Origin of the sequence: Rhodococcus sp. BP22, assembly GCF_014281965.1 — a bacterium.
Classification (GTDB): Bacteria; Actinomycetota; Actinomycetes; order Mycobacteriales; family Mycobacteriaceae; genus Rhodococcoides.
Genome location: NZ_JACFTB010000005.1, coordinates 363606 through 381467 on the forward strand (window position 1 = coordinate 363606; position 17862 = coordinate 381467).

The 17862-nt window shown below is 61.6% G+C and carries 18 protein-coding genes; 9 read left to right on the forward strand and 9 right to left on the reverse strand.

The genetic code is table 11. From position 1 onward, the window contains the following. Positions 1-182 precede the first annotated feature (182 nt). Genes H2510_RS13460 through H2510_RS13490 form a run of 7 tightly spaced genes read left to right on the forward strand, consistent with a single transcriptional unit; the run spans position 183 to position 8186 of the window. On the forward strand, positions 183-851 hold the full coding sequence (locus H2510_RS13460) for an HAD-IA family hydrolase (RefSeq protein ID WP_186628793.1): 669 nt from the start codon (positions 183-185) through the stop codon (positions 849-851). After that, the gene (locus H2510_RS13465) at positions 848-2062 is read left to right on the forward strand and encodes a sedoheptulose 7-phosphate cyclase (protein ID WP_186628794.1); all 1215 of its coding nucleotides are present in this window, start codon (positions 848-850) and stop codon (positions 2060-2062) included. Before H2510_RS13460 ends, H2510_RS13465 begins: the two co-directional genes overlap by 4 nt. Beyond that, entirely contained in the window at positions 2059-2874 is an 816-nt protein-coding gene (locus tag H2510_RS13470; RefSeq protein WP_315901369.1) for a class I SAM-dependent methyltransferase, read from the forward strand. Before H2510_RS13465 ends, H2510_RS13470 begins: the two co-directional genes overlap by 4 nt. A gap of 5 nt (positions 2875-2879) precedes the next feature. Continuing rightward, positions 2880-4178: an ATP-grasp enzyme gene (locus H2510_RS13475; RefSeq protein WP_186628795.1), complete on the forward strand. Its 1299-nt coding sequence runs from the start codon at positions 2880-2882 to the stop codon at positions 4176-4178. Beyond that, positions 4178-5212, forward strand: coding sequence for a D-alanine--D-alanine ligase (locus H2510_RS13480; RefSeq protein ID WP_186628796.1), 1035 nt, complete (start codon positions 4178-4180; stop codon positions 5210-5212). The genes H2510_RS13475 and H2510_RS13480 overlap by 1 nt, the downstream gene beginning before the upstream one ends. After that, positions 5212-6003 carry a TauD/TfdA family dioxygenase gene (locus H2510_RS13485; RefSeq protein ID WP_186628797.1) on the forward strand — a complete coding sequence of 264 codons (792 nt, stop codon included), beginning with the start codon at positions 5212-5214 and terminating at the stop codon, positions 6001-6003. The genes H2510_RS13480 and H2510_RS13485 overlap by 1 nt, the downstream gene beginning before the upstream one ends. A gap of 8 nt (positions 6004-6011) precedes the next feature. After that, entirely contained in the window at positions 6012-8186 is a 2175-nt protein-coding gene (locus H2510_RS13490; RefSeq protein ID WP_186628798.1) for a thiamine pyrophosphate-dependent enzyme, read from the forward strand. Here the strand turns inward: H2510_RS13490 and H2510_RS13495 are convergent. From H2510_RS13495 to H2510_RS13535, 9 genes are all read right to left on the reverse strand, one after another. After that, positions 8142-8756 (reverse strand): TetR family transcriptional regulator, encoded by a 615-nt coding sequence (locus H2510_RS13495; protein WP_397517360.1) that lies wholly within the window; start codon positions 8754-8756, stop codon positions 8142-8144. The genes H2510_RS13490 and H2510_RS13495 overlap by 45 nt on opposite strands. A gap of 23 nt (positions 8757-8779) precedes the next feature. Further along, positions 8780-8965, reverse strand: a complete 186-nt coding sequence (locus H2510_RS13500; protein WP_088945317.1) for a rubredoxin — start codon at positions 8963-8965, stop codon at positions 8780-8782. Between the two features lies 1 nt (position 8966). Continuing rightward, positions 8967-9134, reverse strand: a complete 168-nt coding sequence (locus tag H2510_RS13505; protein ID WP_186628799.1) for a rubredoxin — start codon at positions 9132-9134, stop codon at positions 8967-8969. Continuing rightward, positions 9134-10354, reverse strand: a complete 1221-nt coding sequence (locus H2510_RS13510; RefSeq protein WP_186628915.1) for an alkane 1-monooxygenase — start codon at positions 10352-10354, stop codon at positions 9134-9136. Before H2510_RS13510 ends, H2510_RS13505 begins: the two co-directional genes overlap by 1 nt. A 137-nt stretch (positions 10355-10491) precedes the next feature. After that, the gene (locus H2510_RS13515) at positions 10492-10959 is read right to left on the reverse strand and encodes an SRPBCC domain-containing protein (protein ID WP_186628800.1); all 468 of its coding nucleotides are present in this window, start codon (positions 10957-10959) and stop codon (positions 10492-10494) included. Between the two features lie 73 nt (positions 10960-11032). Then, positions 11033-12370 carry an LLM class flavin-dependent oxidoreductase gene (locus H2510_RS13520; RefSeq protein WP_186628801.1) on the reverse strand — a complete coding sequence of 446 codons (1338 nt, stop codon included), beginning with the start codon at positions 12368-12370 and terminating at the stop codon, positions 11033-11035. Next, positions 12367-13131: an ABC transporter ATP-binding protein gene (locus H2510_RS13525; RefSeq protein ID WP_186628802.1), complete on the reverse strand. Its 765-nt coding sequence runs from the start codon at positions 13129-13131 to the stop codon at positions 12367-12369. The genes H2510_RS13520 and H2510_RS13525 overlap by 4 nt, the downstream gene beginning before the upstream one ends. Then, on the reverse strand, positions 13110-13967 hold the full coding sequence (locus H2510_RS13530; protein WP_186628803.1) for an ABC transporter permease: 858 nt from the start codon (positions 13965-13967) through the stop codon (positions 13110-13112). Before H2510_RS13530 ends, H2510_RS13525 begins: the two co-directional genes overlap by 22 nt. A gap of 1 nt (position 13968) precedes the next feature. Then, positions 13969-15039, reverse strand: coding sequence for an ABC transporter substrate-binding protein (locus H2510_RS13535; protein ID WP_186628804.1), 1071 nt, complete (start codon positions 15037-15039; stop codon positions 13969-13971). A gap of 379 nt (positions 15040-15418) precedes the next feature. On the opposite strand from H2510_RS13535, the gene H2510_RS13540 reads away from it, so the two are divergent. Further along, the gene (locus H2510_RS13540; RefSeq protein ID WP_186628805.1) at positions 15419-16831 is read left to right on the forward strand and encodes a hemolysin family protein; all 1413 of its coding nucleotides are present in this window, start codon (positions 15419-15421) and stop codon (positions 16829-16831) included. Continuing rightward, positions 16828-17835, forward strand: coding sequence for a hemolysin family protein (locus H2510_RS13545; RefSeq protein ID WP_186628806.1), 1008 nt, complete (start codon positions 16828-16830; stop codon positions 17833-17835). The genes H2510_RS13540 and H2510_RS13545 overlap by 4 nt, the downstream gene beginning before the upstream one ends. The last annotated feature ends 27 nt before the right edge of the window (positions 17836-17862 follow it).

Consider the following 17862-nt stretch of genomic DNA (forward strand, 5'->3'; position numbering starts at 1 on the left):
ACCCAGGGTTCCGGTGTTCAGACAGAACCTGTTCGATCGCAATTGTTTCGTCGGACGCCGTTACCCTTCTGTTACTTTTCGTTATCCATTCGTGATGCACGCACCCGACTGGCTGACACTCGCCGTCATAACACTGGCAACAAGTCCTCAAGCACCTCACTACATTTCGCGGAAGGAACCCGATGGCTGCCATCCTGTTCGGATCGATCAGCACACTTGCCGATACGTCCGAAATTCAACGACAAGCATTCAACGACGCCTTTGCCGCGCACGATCTCGGCTGGACCTGGGAGCGCAAGGACTACATCGAAATGCTGGCGAGCAACGGCGGCGCAGCTCGCATCGCCGAATATGCACACTCACGCGGTGAGAAAGTCGACTCCGCAGCAGTACATTCCACGAAGTCGGAGATCTTTCAGAAGTTGCTGGCCAACTCCGACGTCGACCCACGCCCAGGCGTCGTCGAGACGATTGCGAGTGCGAAGAAGCACGACATCAAGGTCGGTCTCGTGACCACCACCTCCCCTGAGAACGTCAATGCATTGCTCGGCGCTCTGACTGCTGTCGACGTCGACTTGTTCGACGTAGTAGTCGATTCCGCGAGTGTCTCGCAAGGCAAGCCGGATCGGGCGGCGTACATGTTCGCACTCGGGCGCCTCGGCGAGAACGCGAAGAATTGCGTTGCTATCGAAGACAATGTCGGTGGCGTCGGTGCCGCTGTCGCTGCACACGTTCGCTGCGTCGCGTTCCCCAATGCAAACACGGTAGGGGGCGACTTCTCCGCGGCGGTGGAAACCGTCGATCATCTCGACGCGGATCGGCTCCGCTCGCTGACCGAAGGCAACCGATGAGTTCCATGCAAGCGCAGGTCACCGCAACCGAGCGTGCCTTCCACGTCGAGGGGTACGAGAAGATCGAGTACGACCTTCTCTACGTAGACGGTGTTTTCTCGGTGGGCAATACCGAACTGGCGGACAGCTACCGGCAGTACGGGCGGGCGCTCATGGTCGTAGACGAGGTCGTCTACGCGATCTACGGCGAGCAGATTCGTGCGTACTTCCAACACCACGACATTGCCTTGACCGTGCTGCCGGTGAAGATCGCCGAGACCGCCAAATCACTCGAGACGTTCGAGCAGATCGTGGGCGAATTCGACCGGTTCGGGCTCGTGCGCACCGAACCGGTCCTGGTCGTCGGGGGCGGGCTCACTACGGACGTCGCCGGGTACGCGTGCGCAAGCTACCGACGCAACACCCCGTACATCAGAATCCCGACGACGCTGATCGGGTTGATCGATGCAAGCGTGTCCATCAAGGTCGCCGTGAATTTCGGAAAGCACAAGAATCGTCTGGGCGCGTACCACGCTTCGCAGAAGGTCCTGCTGGACTTTTCGTTCCTCCGTTCGCTGCCGGAGGATCAGGTCCGCAACGGTATGGCGGAGTTGATCAAGATCTCCGTCGTGGGCAATAGTGCAATTTTCGACATGCTCGACGAGCACGGTCCGGAGCTACTTCGTACCAGATTTGGACACCTCGATGGAACTCCAGAACTGCGCTCTGTTGCAGACACTTTGACGTACCAGGCTATCGACACCATGCTCGAACTCGAGGCGCCGAACCTACACGAGATCGAACTGGACCGGGTCATCGCTTTCGGTCACACCTGGAGCCCGACGCTGGAATTGACGCCACCGGCGCCGTTCTTCCACGGACATGCGATCAACATCGACATGGCGTTGTCGACCACTCTCGCCGAGCAGCGCGGGCACATCACCTCCGAAGAGCGCGATCGAGTACTCGGGACCATGTCCCGCCTCGGCCTCGCGCTCGACAGTGACTACCTGACGCCCGAATTACTCTCCGAGGCAACCAGTTCGATCCTCAAGACTCGTGACGGCATTCTGCGTGCCGCAGTTCCCGACCCGATCGGAGCGTGCCGATTCCTCAACGATGTGACGACGGCAGAACTCGCCGACGTGCTGGCGTTGCACAAGAAGATCTGCTTGGACTTCGACCGCGGCGGAGAGGGAGTAGACATGTTCACCTCCGACCGGAGTCGGTGAGTGACATCGACTCTCGAACAGAACCGCGCCCGGTCACACCGTCGACCATCCTTGCCGCGGAATTGCGGGAGGTGACCGAACTGCTGGCGGACGTAGATTCGATTCCGGGCGAGCTGAGGCGCCGGATCAGCCGCCTGCGAGATCTGGCCGCGGGGCTCGATCCGTACGTCGAACGCTGCACCACGGAAGAGTCTCCGGCGCTGGCAGCGTTGTCGCAGCGGACGCATTCTGCCGACTGGGCTTCCCGGCCAGTGGAGCAGGAGATGTTGTCCGGGCAGGTCGAGGGCCAGTTGCTGAAGTTCCTGGTGCACATGACCGGAGCGAGAAGAGTGCTCGAGATCGGCATGTTCACCGGCTACTCCGCGCTGGCCATGGCAGAGGCTCTCCCGCCGAACGGGGAAGTGGTGGCCTGTGAGATCGACGAGTTCGTGGCCGATTTCGCGCGGGCAAGTTTTGCAGAGTCGGCAGCGGGCGCGCGCATCGTCGTCGAAGTCGGACCGGCCTCGGAGACTCTGCGTCGGCTCGACGGAACCTCGCATCCCTTCGACCTCGTATTCGTAGACGCGGACAAAACCGGATATCTCGACTACTACCGGATGCTGCTCGATACCGATCTGCTGACCGCGAACGCAGTCATCGTCGTGGACAACACCCTGATGCAGGGTCAGCCCTACGCGCAGGCGGACGGTCGGACCGGCAACGGCGACGCGATCGCGGACTTCAACCGCTATGTCGCCGGCGACCCCCGCGTCGAGCAGGTCCTTCTGCCGTTGCGAGACGGTGTGACGCTCATTCGACGGATACCGGTGTAGCGGACATGGTGTCTTCGGCAGTGCGCACGGTCGGGGCCCTGGCAGGTTTGCTCGCCACGCTGCCACTCGACCTTGCCGTGGTGGGCTACTCCCTTGCACGGCGATTCGATCCACCCTTCGACACACAGGGTTCATCGAGCCGGACAATTCTCATCAGTGGCGGAAAGATGACCAAAGCGCTTCAACTGGCACGGTCGTTCCACCTGGCAGGTCACCGAGTGGTCCTCGTCGAATCACCCAAGTATCGGTTCACCGGGCATCGGTTCTCTCGGGCAGTCGATCGCTTCTACTGCGTTCCCGAGCCCACCGACCTCGGGTACGCCAAAGCCTTGCGCGACGTGGTCGTCCGTGAAGGTGTCGACGTGTTCGTTCCGGTGGCGAGTCCAGCGGCGAGCATTCACGATGCCGACGCGCGGAACGTACTCGACGGATACTGCGAAGTCGTGCACGCAGACTCCGAGACCGTGCGCATGCTCGACGACAAATCGCGGTTCTCTCAAATGGCGGAGTCGATGGGACTTCGAGTCCCACACTGGAAGCGGATCACCGACCCGCAGCAGATAGATACTTTCGATTTCACTCCCGGGCGTGAGTACATCCTCAAACGCATCGCCTACAACCCCGTCGGGCGTATGGACCTGACGCGCCTGTCCCAGAGCACCCCGGAGCGGAATGCTGCTTTCGCGCGCAGCCTCGGCATCGACGAGGGCGACCCGTGGATACTGCAGGAGTTCATCTCCGGCCAGGAGTACTGCACCCACGGAACCGTGCGCGGTGGTGCGCTGCAGGTCTACGCATGCTGCAAGTCCTCGGCATTCCAGGTCAACTACGAGATGATCGACAAGCCCGAGATCCGGTCCTGGGTAGAGACATTCGTGAAGACGCTCGGTGTCACCGGCCAGTTGTCCTTCGACTTCATCGAGGCATCGGACGGGCAGGTCTACGCGATCGAATGCAATCCGCGCACGCACTCGGCAATCACCATGTTCTACGACCACCCGGAACTCGCTGCTGCGTACCTCGAGGACGGTCACTCGGTCGTCGAACCCACCCAGTCCTCACGTCCGACGTACTGGATTTATCACGAACTGTGGCGGCTGCTCACCGAGCCGCAGCGCCGGCATCGACTCCGAGTGATTCTCGGCGGAACCGATGCGGTGTACGAACGTTGGGACCCGTTGCCCTACCTGTTGGTTCATCACCTGCAGATTCCTTCACTGCTGCTCAAGAACCTGAAGTCCGGACGAGGGTGGACGCGAATAGATTTCAACATCGGCAAACTCGTCGAGAATGGAGGGGACTGATGTCGCCGACAGCGGTACTGGTCCTTGCGGGCTCGGCGGTCGACGACTTCAACGCCGATCTCTCGCGCGTTTACGCCGGGGGATTCCTCGATGCGTTCGCGGGGAACCCGTCCTACAGTCTTCGAATCGCATTTGTCACCCCGGATGGATGCTGGCGCTTTCCGGAGAGCATCGAGTCGTCGAGTATTGCTGCAGCACAATCTATTTCACTGAGCGACGCAATCTCGGAGATATCCACCTGGCATATCGACGTCGTTGTTCCCCAAATGTTCTGCCGACCCGGGATGACACTGTACCGCTCACTGTTCGAACTGCTCGGCATTGCGTACGTGGGGAACCGACCCGAAGTGATGGCAATGACGGCAGAGAAGAACATTGCCCGGGCTATCGTCGCGGCAGCCGGCGTCGCCGTTCCCGACGGGGTTCTCGTTTCCCGCGGCGACCCGAGAAAAACAGAATCTTCGAGAGCCATGGTGCCTGTCGTGGTCAAGCCCGTCGATTCCGACAATTCGATGGGTGTGACACTGGTTCGCGATCCGAGCGAACTCGCCGCCGCCGTGAACGAGGCGTTGCAGTACTCGCAGTCGGCACTCATCGAGTCGTATATCGAATTGGGCCGCGAGGTGCGCTGCGGGATCATCGTCCGCGACGGGGACCTGGTGTGCCTACCGTTGGAGGAGTACGCCGTCGACGAGGTGTCGAACCCGATCCGTGGCCGCGCCGACAAACTCGACCGGACCGACGACGGTGAGCTGTACCTCGTTGCCAAGGAGGCCACTCGCGCCTGGATAGTCGAGAGCGACGATCCCATCACCGAGAGAGTCTTCGATGCCGCAAGAAAATGCCATGTCGCGCTGGGGTGCCGTCAGTACAGCCTGTTCGATTTCCGCATCGATCGAGACGGAAACCCGTGGTTCCTCGAAGCCGGTCTCTACTGCTCGTACTCCCCGAGCAGTGTCATCGCCGTCATGGCCGCGGCGGCAGGCATTCCCCTCGACGAACTGTTCGCCCTGGCGATAGCCGAGGGGAACTGATGAAACACCAGGTTCTGCACCCCATCGGGGTCCGCATCACCGAACTCGACCCCGCCCGTTTGACTGCCGAAGACGTCGAGGAGTTCGCGACCCTTCTCGCGCGGCACGGCGTCGCAGTCCTGCCCGATCACGAGATCGACGACGACCAGTTCCTGGCGTTTCTTCGTTCCTTCGGTGACCTGATGTTCACCGAAGGGGAGAGGCCCGTCGCTGGTTATCCCGATCTCAACGTGATCAGCAATGTCGGAAGAGCGACCCCACCGAAGTCGACGTTTCACGTCGACACCACTTACATCGAGCACCCGCCGGCCTACACCTCGCTGCGAGCAGTCGAAGTCCCGACGACGGGAGGTCAGACGCTGTTCAGTAACCAGTACGAGGCCTACGACTCCTTGCCTGCCGAGATCCGCGCCGACATCGACGGGCGAATTGTCACGCACGTGGTGACCGGCCTGGATGGGTTCGAGGACGTATCAGCGAAGCATCCGCTGGTCCGAGTGCATCCGATCTCCGGACGGAAGGCTCTGTATCTTTCCGCGCCTGCCCGCTGTGTGGCGGTGAGCGGCAAAACGGAAGCCGAAGCAGCAACGCTGATCCGGTATCTCGTGGAGCACTCGACACGACCGGAGAACTTACTCGAGCACTCATGGTCACCCGGTGACCTCGTAATCTGGGACAACCGCTGCGTCATGCACCGCGCGGACCACAGCGGTGTCGTCGGCGACCGCGTGATGCACCGCGGAATGGTGGCCGAGTTCGAGACAAGCGTGGACCATCGCGTCGATAGCTAGAATCAGCCATGGCCGAACCGATCGACGAGCACTTCCTGGATCGAATCGGTTCCCTCCGCTCGGGCAGTAGCGCGGTGAGCCGGTCAGCGACGACCGACCGCATCCTCGAGCTGTTCGACGCCCAGCTCGGCAGCAGACATCTCGATCTCGCAGCGCGCTGGCTCCGCTCGATCGGGCGAGGTTTCTACACGATCGGTAGCGCGGGACACGAGAGCAATGCAGCGGTTGCCGGTGCACTACGACCGACGGACCCGGCGTTGTTGCACTACCGCTCGGGAGCCTTCTACCTCGAACGTGCACGCCAGGGCGGCGGCAGCGATCCGATACGCGACGTCCTCGAGGGCCTCGTCGCGGCGACGAGCGAGCCGATGTCCGGTGGCCGCCACAAAGTGTTCGGCCGAGCCGACCTTGCCGTCATTCCACAGACTTCGACCATTGCCTCGCATCTTCCCCGCGCAGTCGGCGTCGCATTCTCGATTCCACGAGCGAAAAAGCTCGGTGTGCCCTCACCGTGGCCTGCGGATGCCGTCGTGATCTGCAGTTTCGGCGACGCGTCGGCCAACCATTCGACGGCCCTGGGCGCCATCAACACCGCTGTTCACTCGGCTTATCAGGGCGTGCCGTTGCCGCTGCTGTTCGTCTGCGAGGACAACGGCATCGGAATCAGCGTGCGGACACCGGAGGGTTGGATCGCGTCCAACTTCGCCGAACGCCGCGGGCTCGAATACTTCTGCGCCGACGGCAGTGACCTGCACGAAGTTCTCGCGACGGCGACTGCGGCATCGACCTGGGTGCGCACGCACCGCAAGCCGGCTTTTCTACATCTGCGGACCGTCCGCTTGATGGGCCACGCCGGATCCGACGTCGAATCTGCGTACCGTGGAGCTTCGGAAATATCTGCCGACTATGCGCGAGATCCGGTTCTCTGCACGGCACGGTGGTTGATCGAGAATGGCGCTCTCACTGCCGAGGACGCGCTGGAGCGCTACGAAGCCAAGCGCGCTCTGGTGATCGGGGCTGCCCACGAGATCGCGGAACTACCGCACCTCGGTTCCGCGGCCGAGGTGATGAAGCCGCTCACCGAGATGATGCGCGACATCGCCTCGACGCCGCAGCCAGGCCCTACCTCGACTCCGGCTGCGACTGTGGCAGTGGCTCCGCTTACGTTGGCGCAGGCGGTGAACCGAGCGTTGCTCGAGGTTCTCGAACGCTATCCGCAGGCTGTTCTGTTCGGTGAGGATGTTGCCAGGAAAGGTGGTGTCTACGGCGTCACGCGTGGGTTGCTGGACAGCGTGGGACCTGCGCGTGTGTTCGACACCGTCCTCGACGAGCAAGCGATACTCGGACTCGCTGCGGGAGCCGGCATTTCGGGATTGCTGCCGATTGCGGAGATTCAGTACCTGGCGTACCTGCACAACGCTGCCGATCAGATTCGGGGTGAAGCGGCGACACTACAATTCTTTTCGAATCGGCAGTACCGAAACCCGATGGTGGTCCGTATCGCTGCATACGGCTATCAGAAGGGCTTCGGCGGGCACTTTCACAACGACAACGCTGTTGCAGCGCTGAGGGATATACCCGGGATCGTCATAGCGTCGCCGTCGCGGCCAGACGATGCTGCCGCAATGATGCTGGCCTGCGCCGACGCAGCGGTTAGTCACGGTGCGGTGTGCATCTTTCTCGAACCGATTGCGTTGTACCACAGCAAAGATCTGTACGAGGACGGTGACGGGGAGTGGATGAGCAGCTACCCGACCGAGCCCGTGGAGGTCGGCCACGCGCGGGTGTACGGCGAGGGAAACGATCTGACGATCGTCACGTTCGGTAACGGTGTCCGGATGAGCCTGCGCTGTGCTCGGGAGCTCGAAAGAGTCGACATCGGTGTACGCGTGGTGGATATACGCTGGATCGCTCCGCTGCCCATCGCGGACATCGAACATCATGCTCGGGCGACCGGTCGAGTCCTGGTGGTCGACGAGACTCGCAGCACGGGCGGAGTCGGTGAAGGAGTGATCGCGGCGCTGGCCGACGCAGGCTTCGACGGCATCGTCCGCAGGGTGGCGAGCAAGGACAGCTTCATCCCCCTGGGCGACGCGGCGCTCGAGGTTCTGCTGTCCGAGGACAGCATCATCGACGCGTCAGGCCGAGTCCTTGACGGTGTCGACGAAGGGGGCGAGCAGTGACGCCATGTCCGCAGCGACATCGGCGGAATTCGACGGTGGCATCGATATGTAGCTCAATGCCAGACGCACCACGGCCCGGCCGAGGACGTCGGCGTTGTGCGGTGAGGCCCGAATCCAACTGTGCTCGAAGGTCTCGGCAAGTCGAGACGCCGCGTGCTCGAGCAGAATTCCGCTTTCGGTGGTGACGAGACGAAGTAGATCCGGTGGTGGGTCGTCGGTCAGTATCGACAACACGAGTGGGTCGGTGGCGCTCCGACCGAAGAACTGGGTGAAGGCCAGATACAACGTGCGGAGGCTGTCGTTCTCGTTGGCGTAGATTGCGCTGTCGACGGCCGAGACGAAGGAGTCGGTGAGTCGCAACGCGTAGCCCTGCGCCAAACCCTTTCTGGTGCCGAACTCCTTGTAGAGAGTTTGGCGACTGACCCCCGCAGTCTTGGCGACGTCCGTCATGTTGACGTTCGACCAGGTGTGCTCGAGAAGCAGAGAGTGGAGCGCATCGAGGATTGTGGTGCGCATCAGGCTGGTCACAGCGCTCTTGTAAGGGCTGGTCGTCTCCGGTCGCACGGTCACTTCGTCGACATTACCGCCCGCCGTCACGGCCTGCTGATCTCGACCATGAAGAAGTCGGCCTTGGCGGCACCACAATCGGGGCAGCTCCAGTCCTCCGGAATGTCCTCCCATTTGGTCCCCGGCTCGATGCCGTCATCGGGCCAGCCGATTTCCTCGTCGTACTCGAATCCGCATTGGATGCATTGGTAGAGCTTGAAATCGGTGGACATATCAGTCTGCTTTCTGTTCGAAGTCGATCTTTTCTCGCACGCCACAGTCCGGGCACGGCCAGTCTTCGGCGATGTCGGTCCACGGGGTGCCGGCCGGAAATCCCTCACGCGGTGCGCCGACGGTCTCGTCGTAGACGAAGTTGCACACGGGGCATTGGTAACTGGTCATCACTGTGCCTCTGGAGTCGCACCGTAGCGAGCAAGGATCTTCGCGCGCTTGCTCGGTTCGATGTTGACGTTGGTGATGTCACCGAGGTAGTGCTCCAACACCCTGTGGTCCATCACCTTTCGCCAGATCGGTGGGAAGTAGGCGAGGGCGATCATGCTTGCGTAGCCGCTCGGGAGGTTCGGTGCACCTTCCATGCTGCGCAAGGTCTGGTACCTGCGGGTCGGGTTCGCGTGGTGATCGCTGTGCCGCTGAAGGTGATAGAGAAAGATGTTGGTGACGATGTGATCGGAGTTCCAACTGTGCTCCGGTGCGCACCGCTCGTAGCGGCCAGAGGCGGTCTTGCCGCGTAGCAGCCCGTAATGCTCCAGGTAGTTGACGGTTTCGAGGAGCGCGAATCCGTAGACGGCCTGCAGAATCAGGTATGGCGCGATACCGATGCCGAACACGGCGATGAGCCCACCGAACAACACGACCGACATCAGCCAGGCATTGAGGACATCGTTGCGAATGTTCCACGTGGACTTGCCGAGTCGATCCATACGGGTCTTTTCCAGCTCCCACGACGAGCGCAGGCTTCCCCACACGCTGCGGGGGAGGAAGCGCCAGAAGCTCTCGCCGAACTTCGAGCTCGCCGGGTCTTCAGGCGTAGCGACCCGAACGTGGTGGCCGCGGTTGTGCTCGATGAAGAAGTGTCCGTAGAACGTTTGTGCCAGTGTGACTTTCGACAGCCAGCGTTCGAGGCTCGGCTTCTTGTGCCCCATCTCGTGTGCCGTGTTGATTCCCACGCCGCCCACGACGCCGATGCTGATGGCGAGTCCGATCTTCGATGCGAGTCCGAGGCCGCCTTCGATCCCGAGCCAGCTGAGGTTCTCTGCTGTCCACAGGTAGCAGGCGAAGAGAAGGCTCGCGAACTGGAAGGGGATGTAGATGTACGTGCAGTAGCGGTAGTACTTGTCGTTCTCCAGACGCTCCATGACCTCATCTGGCGGATTCTGACCGTCCGGACCGAAGAACAGATCGAGCGCAGGCAAGAGCCCGTAGACGAGGATCGGCCCGATCCACCACAGCACGGGGGAGACCGCAGACCAGCCGAGTTGGTTGAAGACCCAGATCATCGCGGTGGCGAAGAAGACGGCGGTGGGCGGGACTAGTCCCATTAGCCATAGGTAACGCTTCTTGTCGTGCCACTCCTCGACGGGGGTGCTCGACTGGGGACTCATCTGGGTTGCCACGACGCAAACTCCTCATCTGACGCGGATCACAAGTGTTGCATGTCACTTAGTAGATGACAATACAGCAGATATGTAAACCCGGTGGACAAATGAGGAGATTTGTCGACGCGGTGAAACTTTTTTTCTCAGTCCTCGATCGGCACTCCGAGATGCCTGGCGAGCTTGCGCATCGTGTCGACGATCTGCCCTTCTTTCACCCGCGGAAACCCGGCAGCCTTGCGGAACTCCGGATCGGTGACGCGTGACCAGTCGTAGACCTGGGTGAGCGCGGTCCGGTCGTCGGTAACAGCGTCGAGCTCCCATGACCAGCGGGTTCCGCGCGGCTCCATACCCGCCCGGTTGGGAATCCACCCGATCCGGCGATCCTGCTCGAAGACGAACACGGTGTTCTCCATGACGTACTCACCGATCGCAGGCTGATACATCTCCATCGCGAACATTTCGCCCACAGCGGTGAGCGGCATCGGGTCGATAGCGCCCTGCAACATCTCCGATCCATCAAGCTCGGCCTGTAGTTCCGGATTCGCCAGGGCCGCGAAGATCGATGCTGCGGGGGCGTCGATCACGCGTCGGACCGTCAGTTGTTCTGTCAAAGGGAGCTCGCTTCCAGTCTTGTGCGTTACATCTCGCGCACGTATGTACCCGAAGCGATCGAGCTTATTCCCCTCAGGCCAGTTTCAGCCCTGCAACAGCGTTGCTGTTTTCCGGCCTGGCAAGTCCGTAATGCCCGCGCAGAGTGTCTGCGGTGTATTCGGTACGGAACAAACCCCGAGCCTGCAGGATCGGCACGACATGATCGACGAAGAGGTCGAGACCCGACGGCAGGACGGGCGGCATGATGTTGAAGCCATCTGCAGCGCCGCTGACGAACCACGACTCGAGTGCATCGGCGACCTGGTCGGGAGTCCCGGTGAACGTACGGTGACCACGTCCACCACCGAGTCGGCCGATCAGCTGGCGGACGGTCAGCTTCTCGCGACGAGCGAGGTCGACGATCAAGGTGTAGCGACTCTTGGCACCCTCGATAGCGTCCTCGGGTAGCAGGTCCGCCGGTAGTTGCTCGTCGAGAGGCAAGTCTGCGATCGGGACCTTCAACAGGTCCGCGAGTTGGCCGTGGGCGAATTCGTGGACGATGTAGCTTTCCAATTCAGCAGCCTTGGCGCCGGCTTCTGCTTCGGTGCTCCCGAGGACCGGGACGATGCCGGGGAGCACCTTGATAGCGTCCGGATCGCGTCCGAACGTCGCCGTCCGCGCTTTGATGTCGGCATAGAACTCCTGAGCGTCGGCGAGCGTCTGTTGGGCGGTGAAGATGGCCTCGGCGTACTGCGCGGCAAAGGCGCGTCCATCTGTGGAAGATCCCGCTTGCACGAGCAGCGGATAGCCCTGCGGGCTACGAGCAACGTTGAGCGCACCGTCCACGGAATAGAATTCACCGTGGTGGTGTGGTGGGTGGATCTTCTTCGCGTCACCCCAGATGCCCGACGCCTTGTCGGCCACCTGCACGTCGTCTTCCCAACTGTCCCAGAGTTTCTGGGCCACCTCGACGAATTCTCTTGCGCGACGATAACGTTCGGCGTGCGAAGGTTGATCGGCGAGACCGAAATTGCGAGCTGCGTCGCCGCCGGCAGTGGTGACGATGTTCCATCCTGCGCGTCCACCGCTGAGGTGGTCGATCGAGGCGAACCTGCGCGCCAGGTTGTACGGGCTGTTGTACGACGTCGACGCCGTCGCGATGAGACCGATCTTGTCGCTGACCACGGCCAATGCCGACAGCAGGGTCAGTGGTTCGAAACCGCCGGAAGGGCGGCGTCCGACATCGGCATACAGGACCGGGCCGTCCGCGAAGAAGATGGAATCGAACAGGCCACGCTCGGCTGTCCGTGTCAGTCGAACGTAATGCTCGAGGCTTCCGTTGGCCTCCGGATCGCTCTCGGGCAGACGCCACGAGGCCTCGTGATGGCCGGTGGACATCAGAAAAGCGTTCAGATGCAGCTGCTTGGTCATGCGGACACCTCGATGGGATCGACGACACCCAGGGCTGCGAGCAACTCGTCGCGATAGGTGCCGAACAGTGGATTTTTTCGGTCACGGGGGCGGTCGAGTTCGATGGCGAGATCGAGTCCGATTCGGCCGTCTTCGAGCACCAGTACGCGGTCGGCGAGCGATACTGCCTCGTCGACATCGTGGGTGACGAGGAGAACGGTGGGGCGGTGTCGTCGGCACAGTTCTTGGATCAATTTGTGCATCCGGATGCGGGTCAGGGCGTCGAGTGCTCCGAAGGGTTCGTCGGCGAGCAGGAGCTGGGGGTCCCACACCAGTGATCGGGCCAGCGCAGCGCGTTGGGCCTCGCCGCCGGACAGCTCCGACGGCCATGCGCGCTCCCGCCCGCCGAGTCCGACCTCGGCGAGGGCGGCGACTCCGCGTGCGCGAACTTCGCTCCCGGGTGCGCCGAGCAGCACGTTGTCGAGGACGCGCTTCCAGGGCAGAAGCCGAGAGTCCTGAAACACCATGGAGATTCGATCAGGGGTGGTGATGGTGCCGGAACCGACCACATCGTCGTCCAGTTCGGCGACTGCGCGCAGCAGCGTGCTCTTCCCTGATCCGCTGCGGCCGAGCAGGGCGACGAATTGCCCCGCCGGAATGTCGATGTCGAGGTGGTCGAGCACGGTCCGAGTGCCGAACTCTCGCACCAATCCACTGATCTTCAATCCGAGTTGCCCAGTTTCGAGTTGCCCAAGGGTCTCTAGTGCAGTCCGCGACGCCATGACAGTGCCTTCCTTTCGATTGTTCGAATGATGGTGTCGGTGACGAATCCGAACATTCCGTAGATGACGAGCCCGACCACGATGACGTCCATCTGGCCGTAGTTCTGCGCTTGGAACATCATGTAGCCGAGCCCGCTCGTGGCGTTGATCTGTTCGAGTACGACGAGCGAGAGCCAGGAGATGTTGACCGCCAATCGAAGTCCGATGAACAACCCTGGTAGCGCGCCGGGAAATACCACCTGTCGAATGAACTGGGTTCGGTTCAATCGAAGCACCTGTGCGAGTTCGACATAGCGGTGGTCGATACCCTGCAGTGCTGCAACGAGATTGATGTAGATCGGCACGAACACACTCAACGCGATGATGACGATCTTGAAGCTCTCACCGATTCCGAGCCACAGGATCAGCAGCGGAATGAGGCCGAGCGTGGGAATCGCGCGCTTGAGCTGGACCGTGCCGTCGATCAGGGTGTCGCCGACTCGGGTGAGACCGGCCAGCAACGCCAGCACCAGCGCGAATGCGAGACCCAGACCGAACCCGATCGCTGCCCGTTGCAACGAGGTCGCGATGTCACCCACGAGGGTGCCGCTCGTCCACAGGTCGAGAAAAGTTCCGGCGATGGTCCACGGGGCAGGCAACATACGGGTGTCGATCAACTCGTAGGCCGAGGAGATGCTCCAGAGCCCGAGAATCAGGACCGGTCCGGCAATCGGTGCCCACCGCGGGGATCGTCTCGGTACCAGTCGTTTTCGGTGGGTGGCCCGGGGTGTAGGGATGGCGGTCGGGGCATCGTGTTCGGTAGTGGTGCGGGTGGGGCGTAACGAGAGGGTGGTCATATCAGCTCCGGTACTCGGTGTCGATCGCGTCGGCGAGGATGTTCTCGAATCGCCGGTCGAACAGTGTCTCGGCGTCGAACGAATCGACGAAGCCTGCAGCGGAGAGCAGTTCGATATTCTTCTGCTGCCATTCGATGGCCTCGTCCCAGGTGGGCGGGTAGATGGGCCGGTTGGCCAGCGCGATCACTGCGCGGGCGTCGTCCGGCGTGAGATTCTGAGTCTCGACATAGAACTTTTGCGCCCAGATCTCCGGGTTCTCCCAGATCCAGATGTTCGCGCGCGCCCAGATGGGGATGTACGACGCGAGTGCCGCCGCCTTGTCCCCGTCTTCGAGCACGGTGGTCGGTGCCCACAGGATGCTGAGCAGATCGACCACGTCGGTAGTGATGACCCTGGCGCCGTCGGCCTGGTACTGCTCCAGATACTTGGGCACCTGAGAGTTGCCCAGCACTGCCACGTCGACCTGTCCGGACTGCAATGCAGTGAGAAACTGATTGCTGGTCAGATTTGTCAGCGTCACCTCCGACTGAGCGATTCCGGCTTCTTCCAAGGCACGCAGCAGGACTGCGCCTTGGGCTTGTCCCTGTGAGAACGCGAGCGTCTTTCCGGCGAAGTCCTTCACCGTCTCGATGTCGGACCCCGGCTTGGTTGCAAAGGCGTAGTTGGGAGTTCGCGTCAACTGCACTGCCACGATTTTTGCATCGAGTCCCTGATACTCGGCCTGGATCGGAGGTAGTCCGGCGTTGGTTGCGACATCGAGGGACTTGGAGCGGAATGCATTGATGACGTCGGGTCCTGCAGTGATGTTGGGCCACTCCGGAACTTGGAAGCGCAGTTCGTTTTTCAGCGAAGACAAGCCCAACGCCAGGGCCACCGATCCCAGCGGGGACGAGATCTTCAGCGTGGTATCGGGTGCGAACTCGGTAGGGATGGCGCTCCCGCTCGTGAGAACTGTTGCAGGGCGGGCAGTTCCAGTGCAAGCCGCGAGTCCGAGTGCGGCGGCACCACCGATCAGCCCACGAATGAACAATCGTCTGTCCAGCGTTGCAGAAGAATGGGTATGGAGAGGCATGGGAAGTCCTTACTGGTTTTCCGGACATGGCCGGACAACTGGCGATAGGCGCCGAACGAGAATCAGCGGGAGTGAACGAAGGGAATCGACCCGAGACAACACTCGGCCCGAGCGGAGCATCCGGCGGCGCACACTGCGCGGCTTCCGTACCTGAGCGTCTTCACCGAATCGACAGTAAGGGGAGAGTGGTCACGCCGGAACCTATGAAATCCCGGTGATCGAAAGTCTGGGGCTCGTTGCCGACCGGCCCTTCGAATGGGCCAGGTACAATCGGACAAATCACCCCGCCCACAAGCAGAGGACTCATGGACAGCGATAGACCCGGGCCGGACGCGGCTCCACGCACGATGTCGACAATGTGCGAGGCGGTGTCCGGCGAATGAGCGAAGTACTCACCCTGCTGCTCGGCATCCTCGTCGTCTTCCTCATCACGGTCGTCACCGGCTATTTCGTGGCGCAGGAATTCGCTTACATGACCGTGGACCGGTCTCGACTCAAAGCTCGCGCCGAGGCCGGCGACACGGGCGCGCGGCGCACTCTCGAGGTCACCAAACGCACCTCGTTCATGCTGTCCGGCGCGCAACTCGGGATCACGGTGACCGGACTTCTCGTCGGTTACGTGGCAGAGCCACTCATCGGACAATCCCTGGGCGCAATGCTCGGAGGGGTCGGTATTCCGACCGCGGTCGGAATAGGTATCGGTGCGGTAGTAGCGCTGCTCTTCTCGACGTTCGTCCAGATGTTGTTCGGCGAGCTGTTTCCCAAGAACTTCGCGATCGCCCGGCCCGAGCCGGTCGCACGCTGGCTGTCCTTGTCGACAACGATGTATCTCAAGGTTTTCGGATGGCTTATCACCATCTTCGACCAGGCATCGAATTTGCTGCTGAAAGCACTGAAGATCGAGCCGGTGCACGACGTCGAACACTCTGCGACGCCCCGCGACCTCGAACATATCGTTGCCGAGTCGCGAGGTTCCGGCGATCTGCCCGACGAGTTGTCCGATCTCCTCGATCGCATTCTCGACTTCCCGACGCGAACCGTCGAGCATGCGATGATTCCGCGATCTCGTACCGCGACTGTGCGTGCCCACGATTCGCTGGCAAGTGTCACAGCATCGATGGGACACGAGCATTCGCGCTATCCAGTGCTGGACGAGGACGACGGCATCGTGGGTGTGGTGCATCTGCAGGACATTCTGATCGCCGTCGATCGGCCGGACGCCGAAGTCCGCGAGTTCGTTCGCCCGGCCTTGATTCTGCCGGAGACGCAAGCACTTCCCGATGCAGTTCTCGAATTACAGTCCTCGAACAATCAGCTCGCCTGTGTGATCGACGAATACGGCGGTTTGACGGGTGTCATCACCATCGAGGACTTGGCCGAGGAGCTCGTCGGGGAAATCACCGACGAGCACGACAGCGATGAAGTGGATCCGACACCGATTGCAGCCGAGGACGGTACCTGGACGATGAGCGGTGAGGTTCATATCGACGAGGTCGAACGTTCCATCGATCATGATCTGCCCGAGGGTGACTACGAGACGATCGCCGGTTTGATCATTTCTCATCATGGCGCCCTGCCCACTATCGGAACCGTAGTGGAGGTCGAGCTGCCCGCAGATTCGGCCGACCTGGTGAACGACGACGACGAAGTTCCCGAGCGGTACGTGGTGCTCGAGGTGCTCGAGATCGACAACTACGTCCCATCGCTGGTCAGGCTCGATCTGAGACAACGTAATTCGCGTAGCGGAGATACTCACCGCGCCGATGATCGAGAAAAGGATTCCCACCGATGAGCGATCCATGGATCGTACTGGCGGTCACCGTCGGCCTGATCGCTGCGAGTGCCTTCTTCGTCGCCGTGGAGTTCGCACTGCTCGCGGCAAAGCGTCACCGGCTCGAGGATGCGGCGAGCACCAGCAGGTCGGCACGAGCGGCCCTGCGTAGTTCGAGTGAATTGACGGTGCTGCTGGCAGGTTCACAGCTCGGCATCACCCTGTGCACGTTGGCACTCGGCGCCACCACCAAACCAGCCGTTCACCATTGGCTTACACCGGCTTTCGAGTCCTGGGGTATCGCGTACTGGGTGTCGGACGTGGCCGGCTTCGTGCTTGCGCTCATCATCGTCACCTTTCTTCATCTCGTGGTCGGCGAAATGGCACCGAAGTCGTGGGCCATCGCGCATCCGGAACGGTCCGCGACGTTGCTGGCCATTCCGATGCGCGGGTTCATGTGGCTGACTCGCCCGATACTCATCGCTCTCAACGGTATGGCGAACTGGTGTCTACGCAAGGTCGGCGTCGAACCATCGGAACAGCTCGCTTCGGGACAGAACGCCGAGGACCTGCGCCAGCTGGTGGAACATTCCGTCAACGTCGGAGCGCTGGACATCAGCTACTCGGCGCAAATTTCCGGCGCGCTGGACCTGCAGAAGCTGGTGGTTCGTGACCTTCTGATGTCGCCGGGTCTGCCCGTATCGGTGTCCTCGGCGGCCACGATCGCAGACGTCCGAGCGGCGTCGATCGAGTCGGGGCACCTACGCATTCTCGTGCGCGACAATGAGATCGTCAGCGGTGTGGTCCATGTTCGCGACACCCTCAACGGCGATGTCACCCTCTCCGAGATCACTCGGCCCGTACTCACCTTGCAGGTAGACACTCCGGTGTACGTAGCACTGGCTTCGATGCGCGAGACGAGCAATCATCTAGCGCTCGTCGTCGAAGGAGAGCAGACACTCGGGGTGGTGACGCTCTCCGATGTCCTCTCGCGGCTGTTGCCGACTGCTACCTCGCCTGGCTGAAGACGACTCCCGAAGGCACGAGAAAAA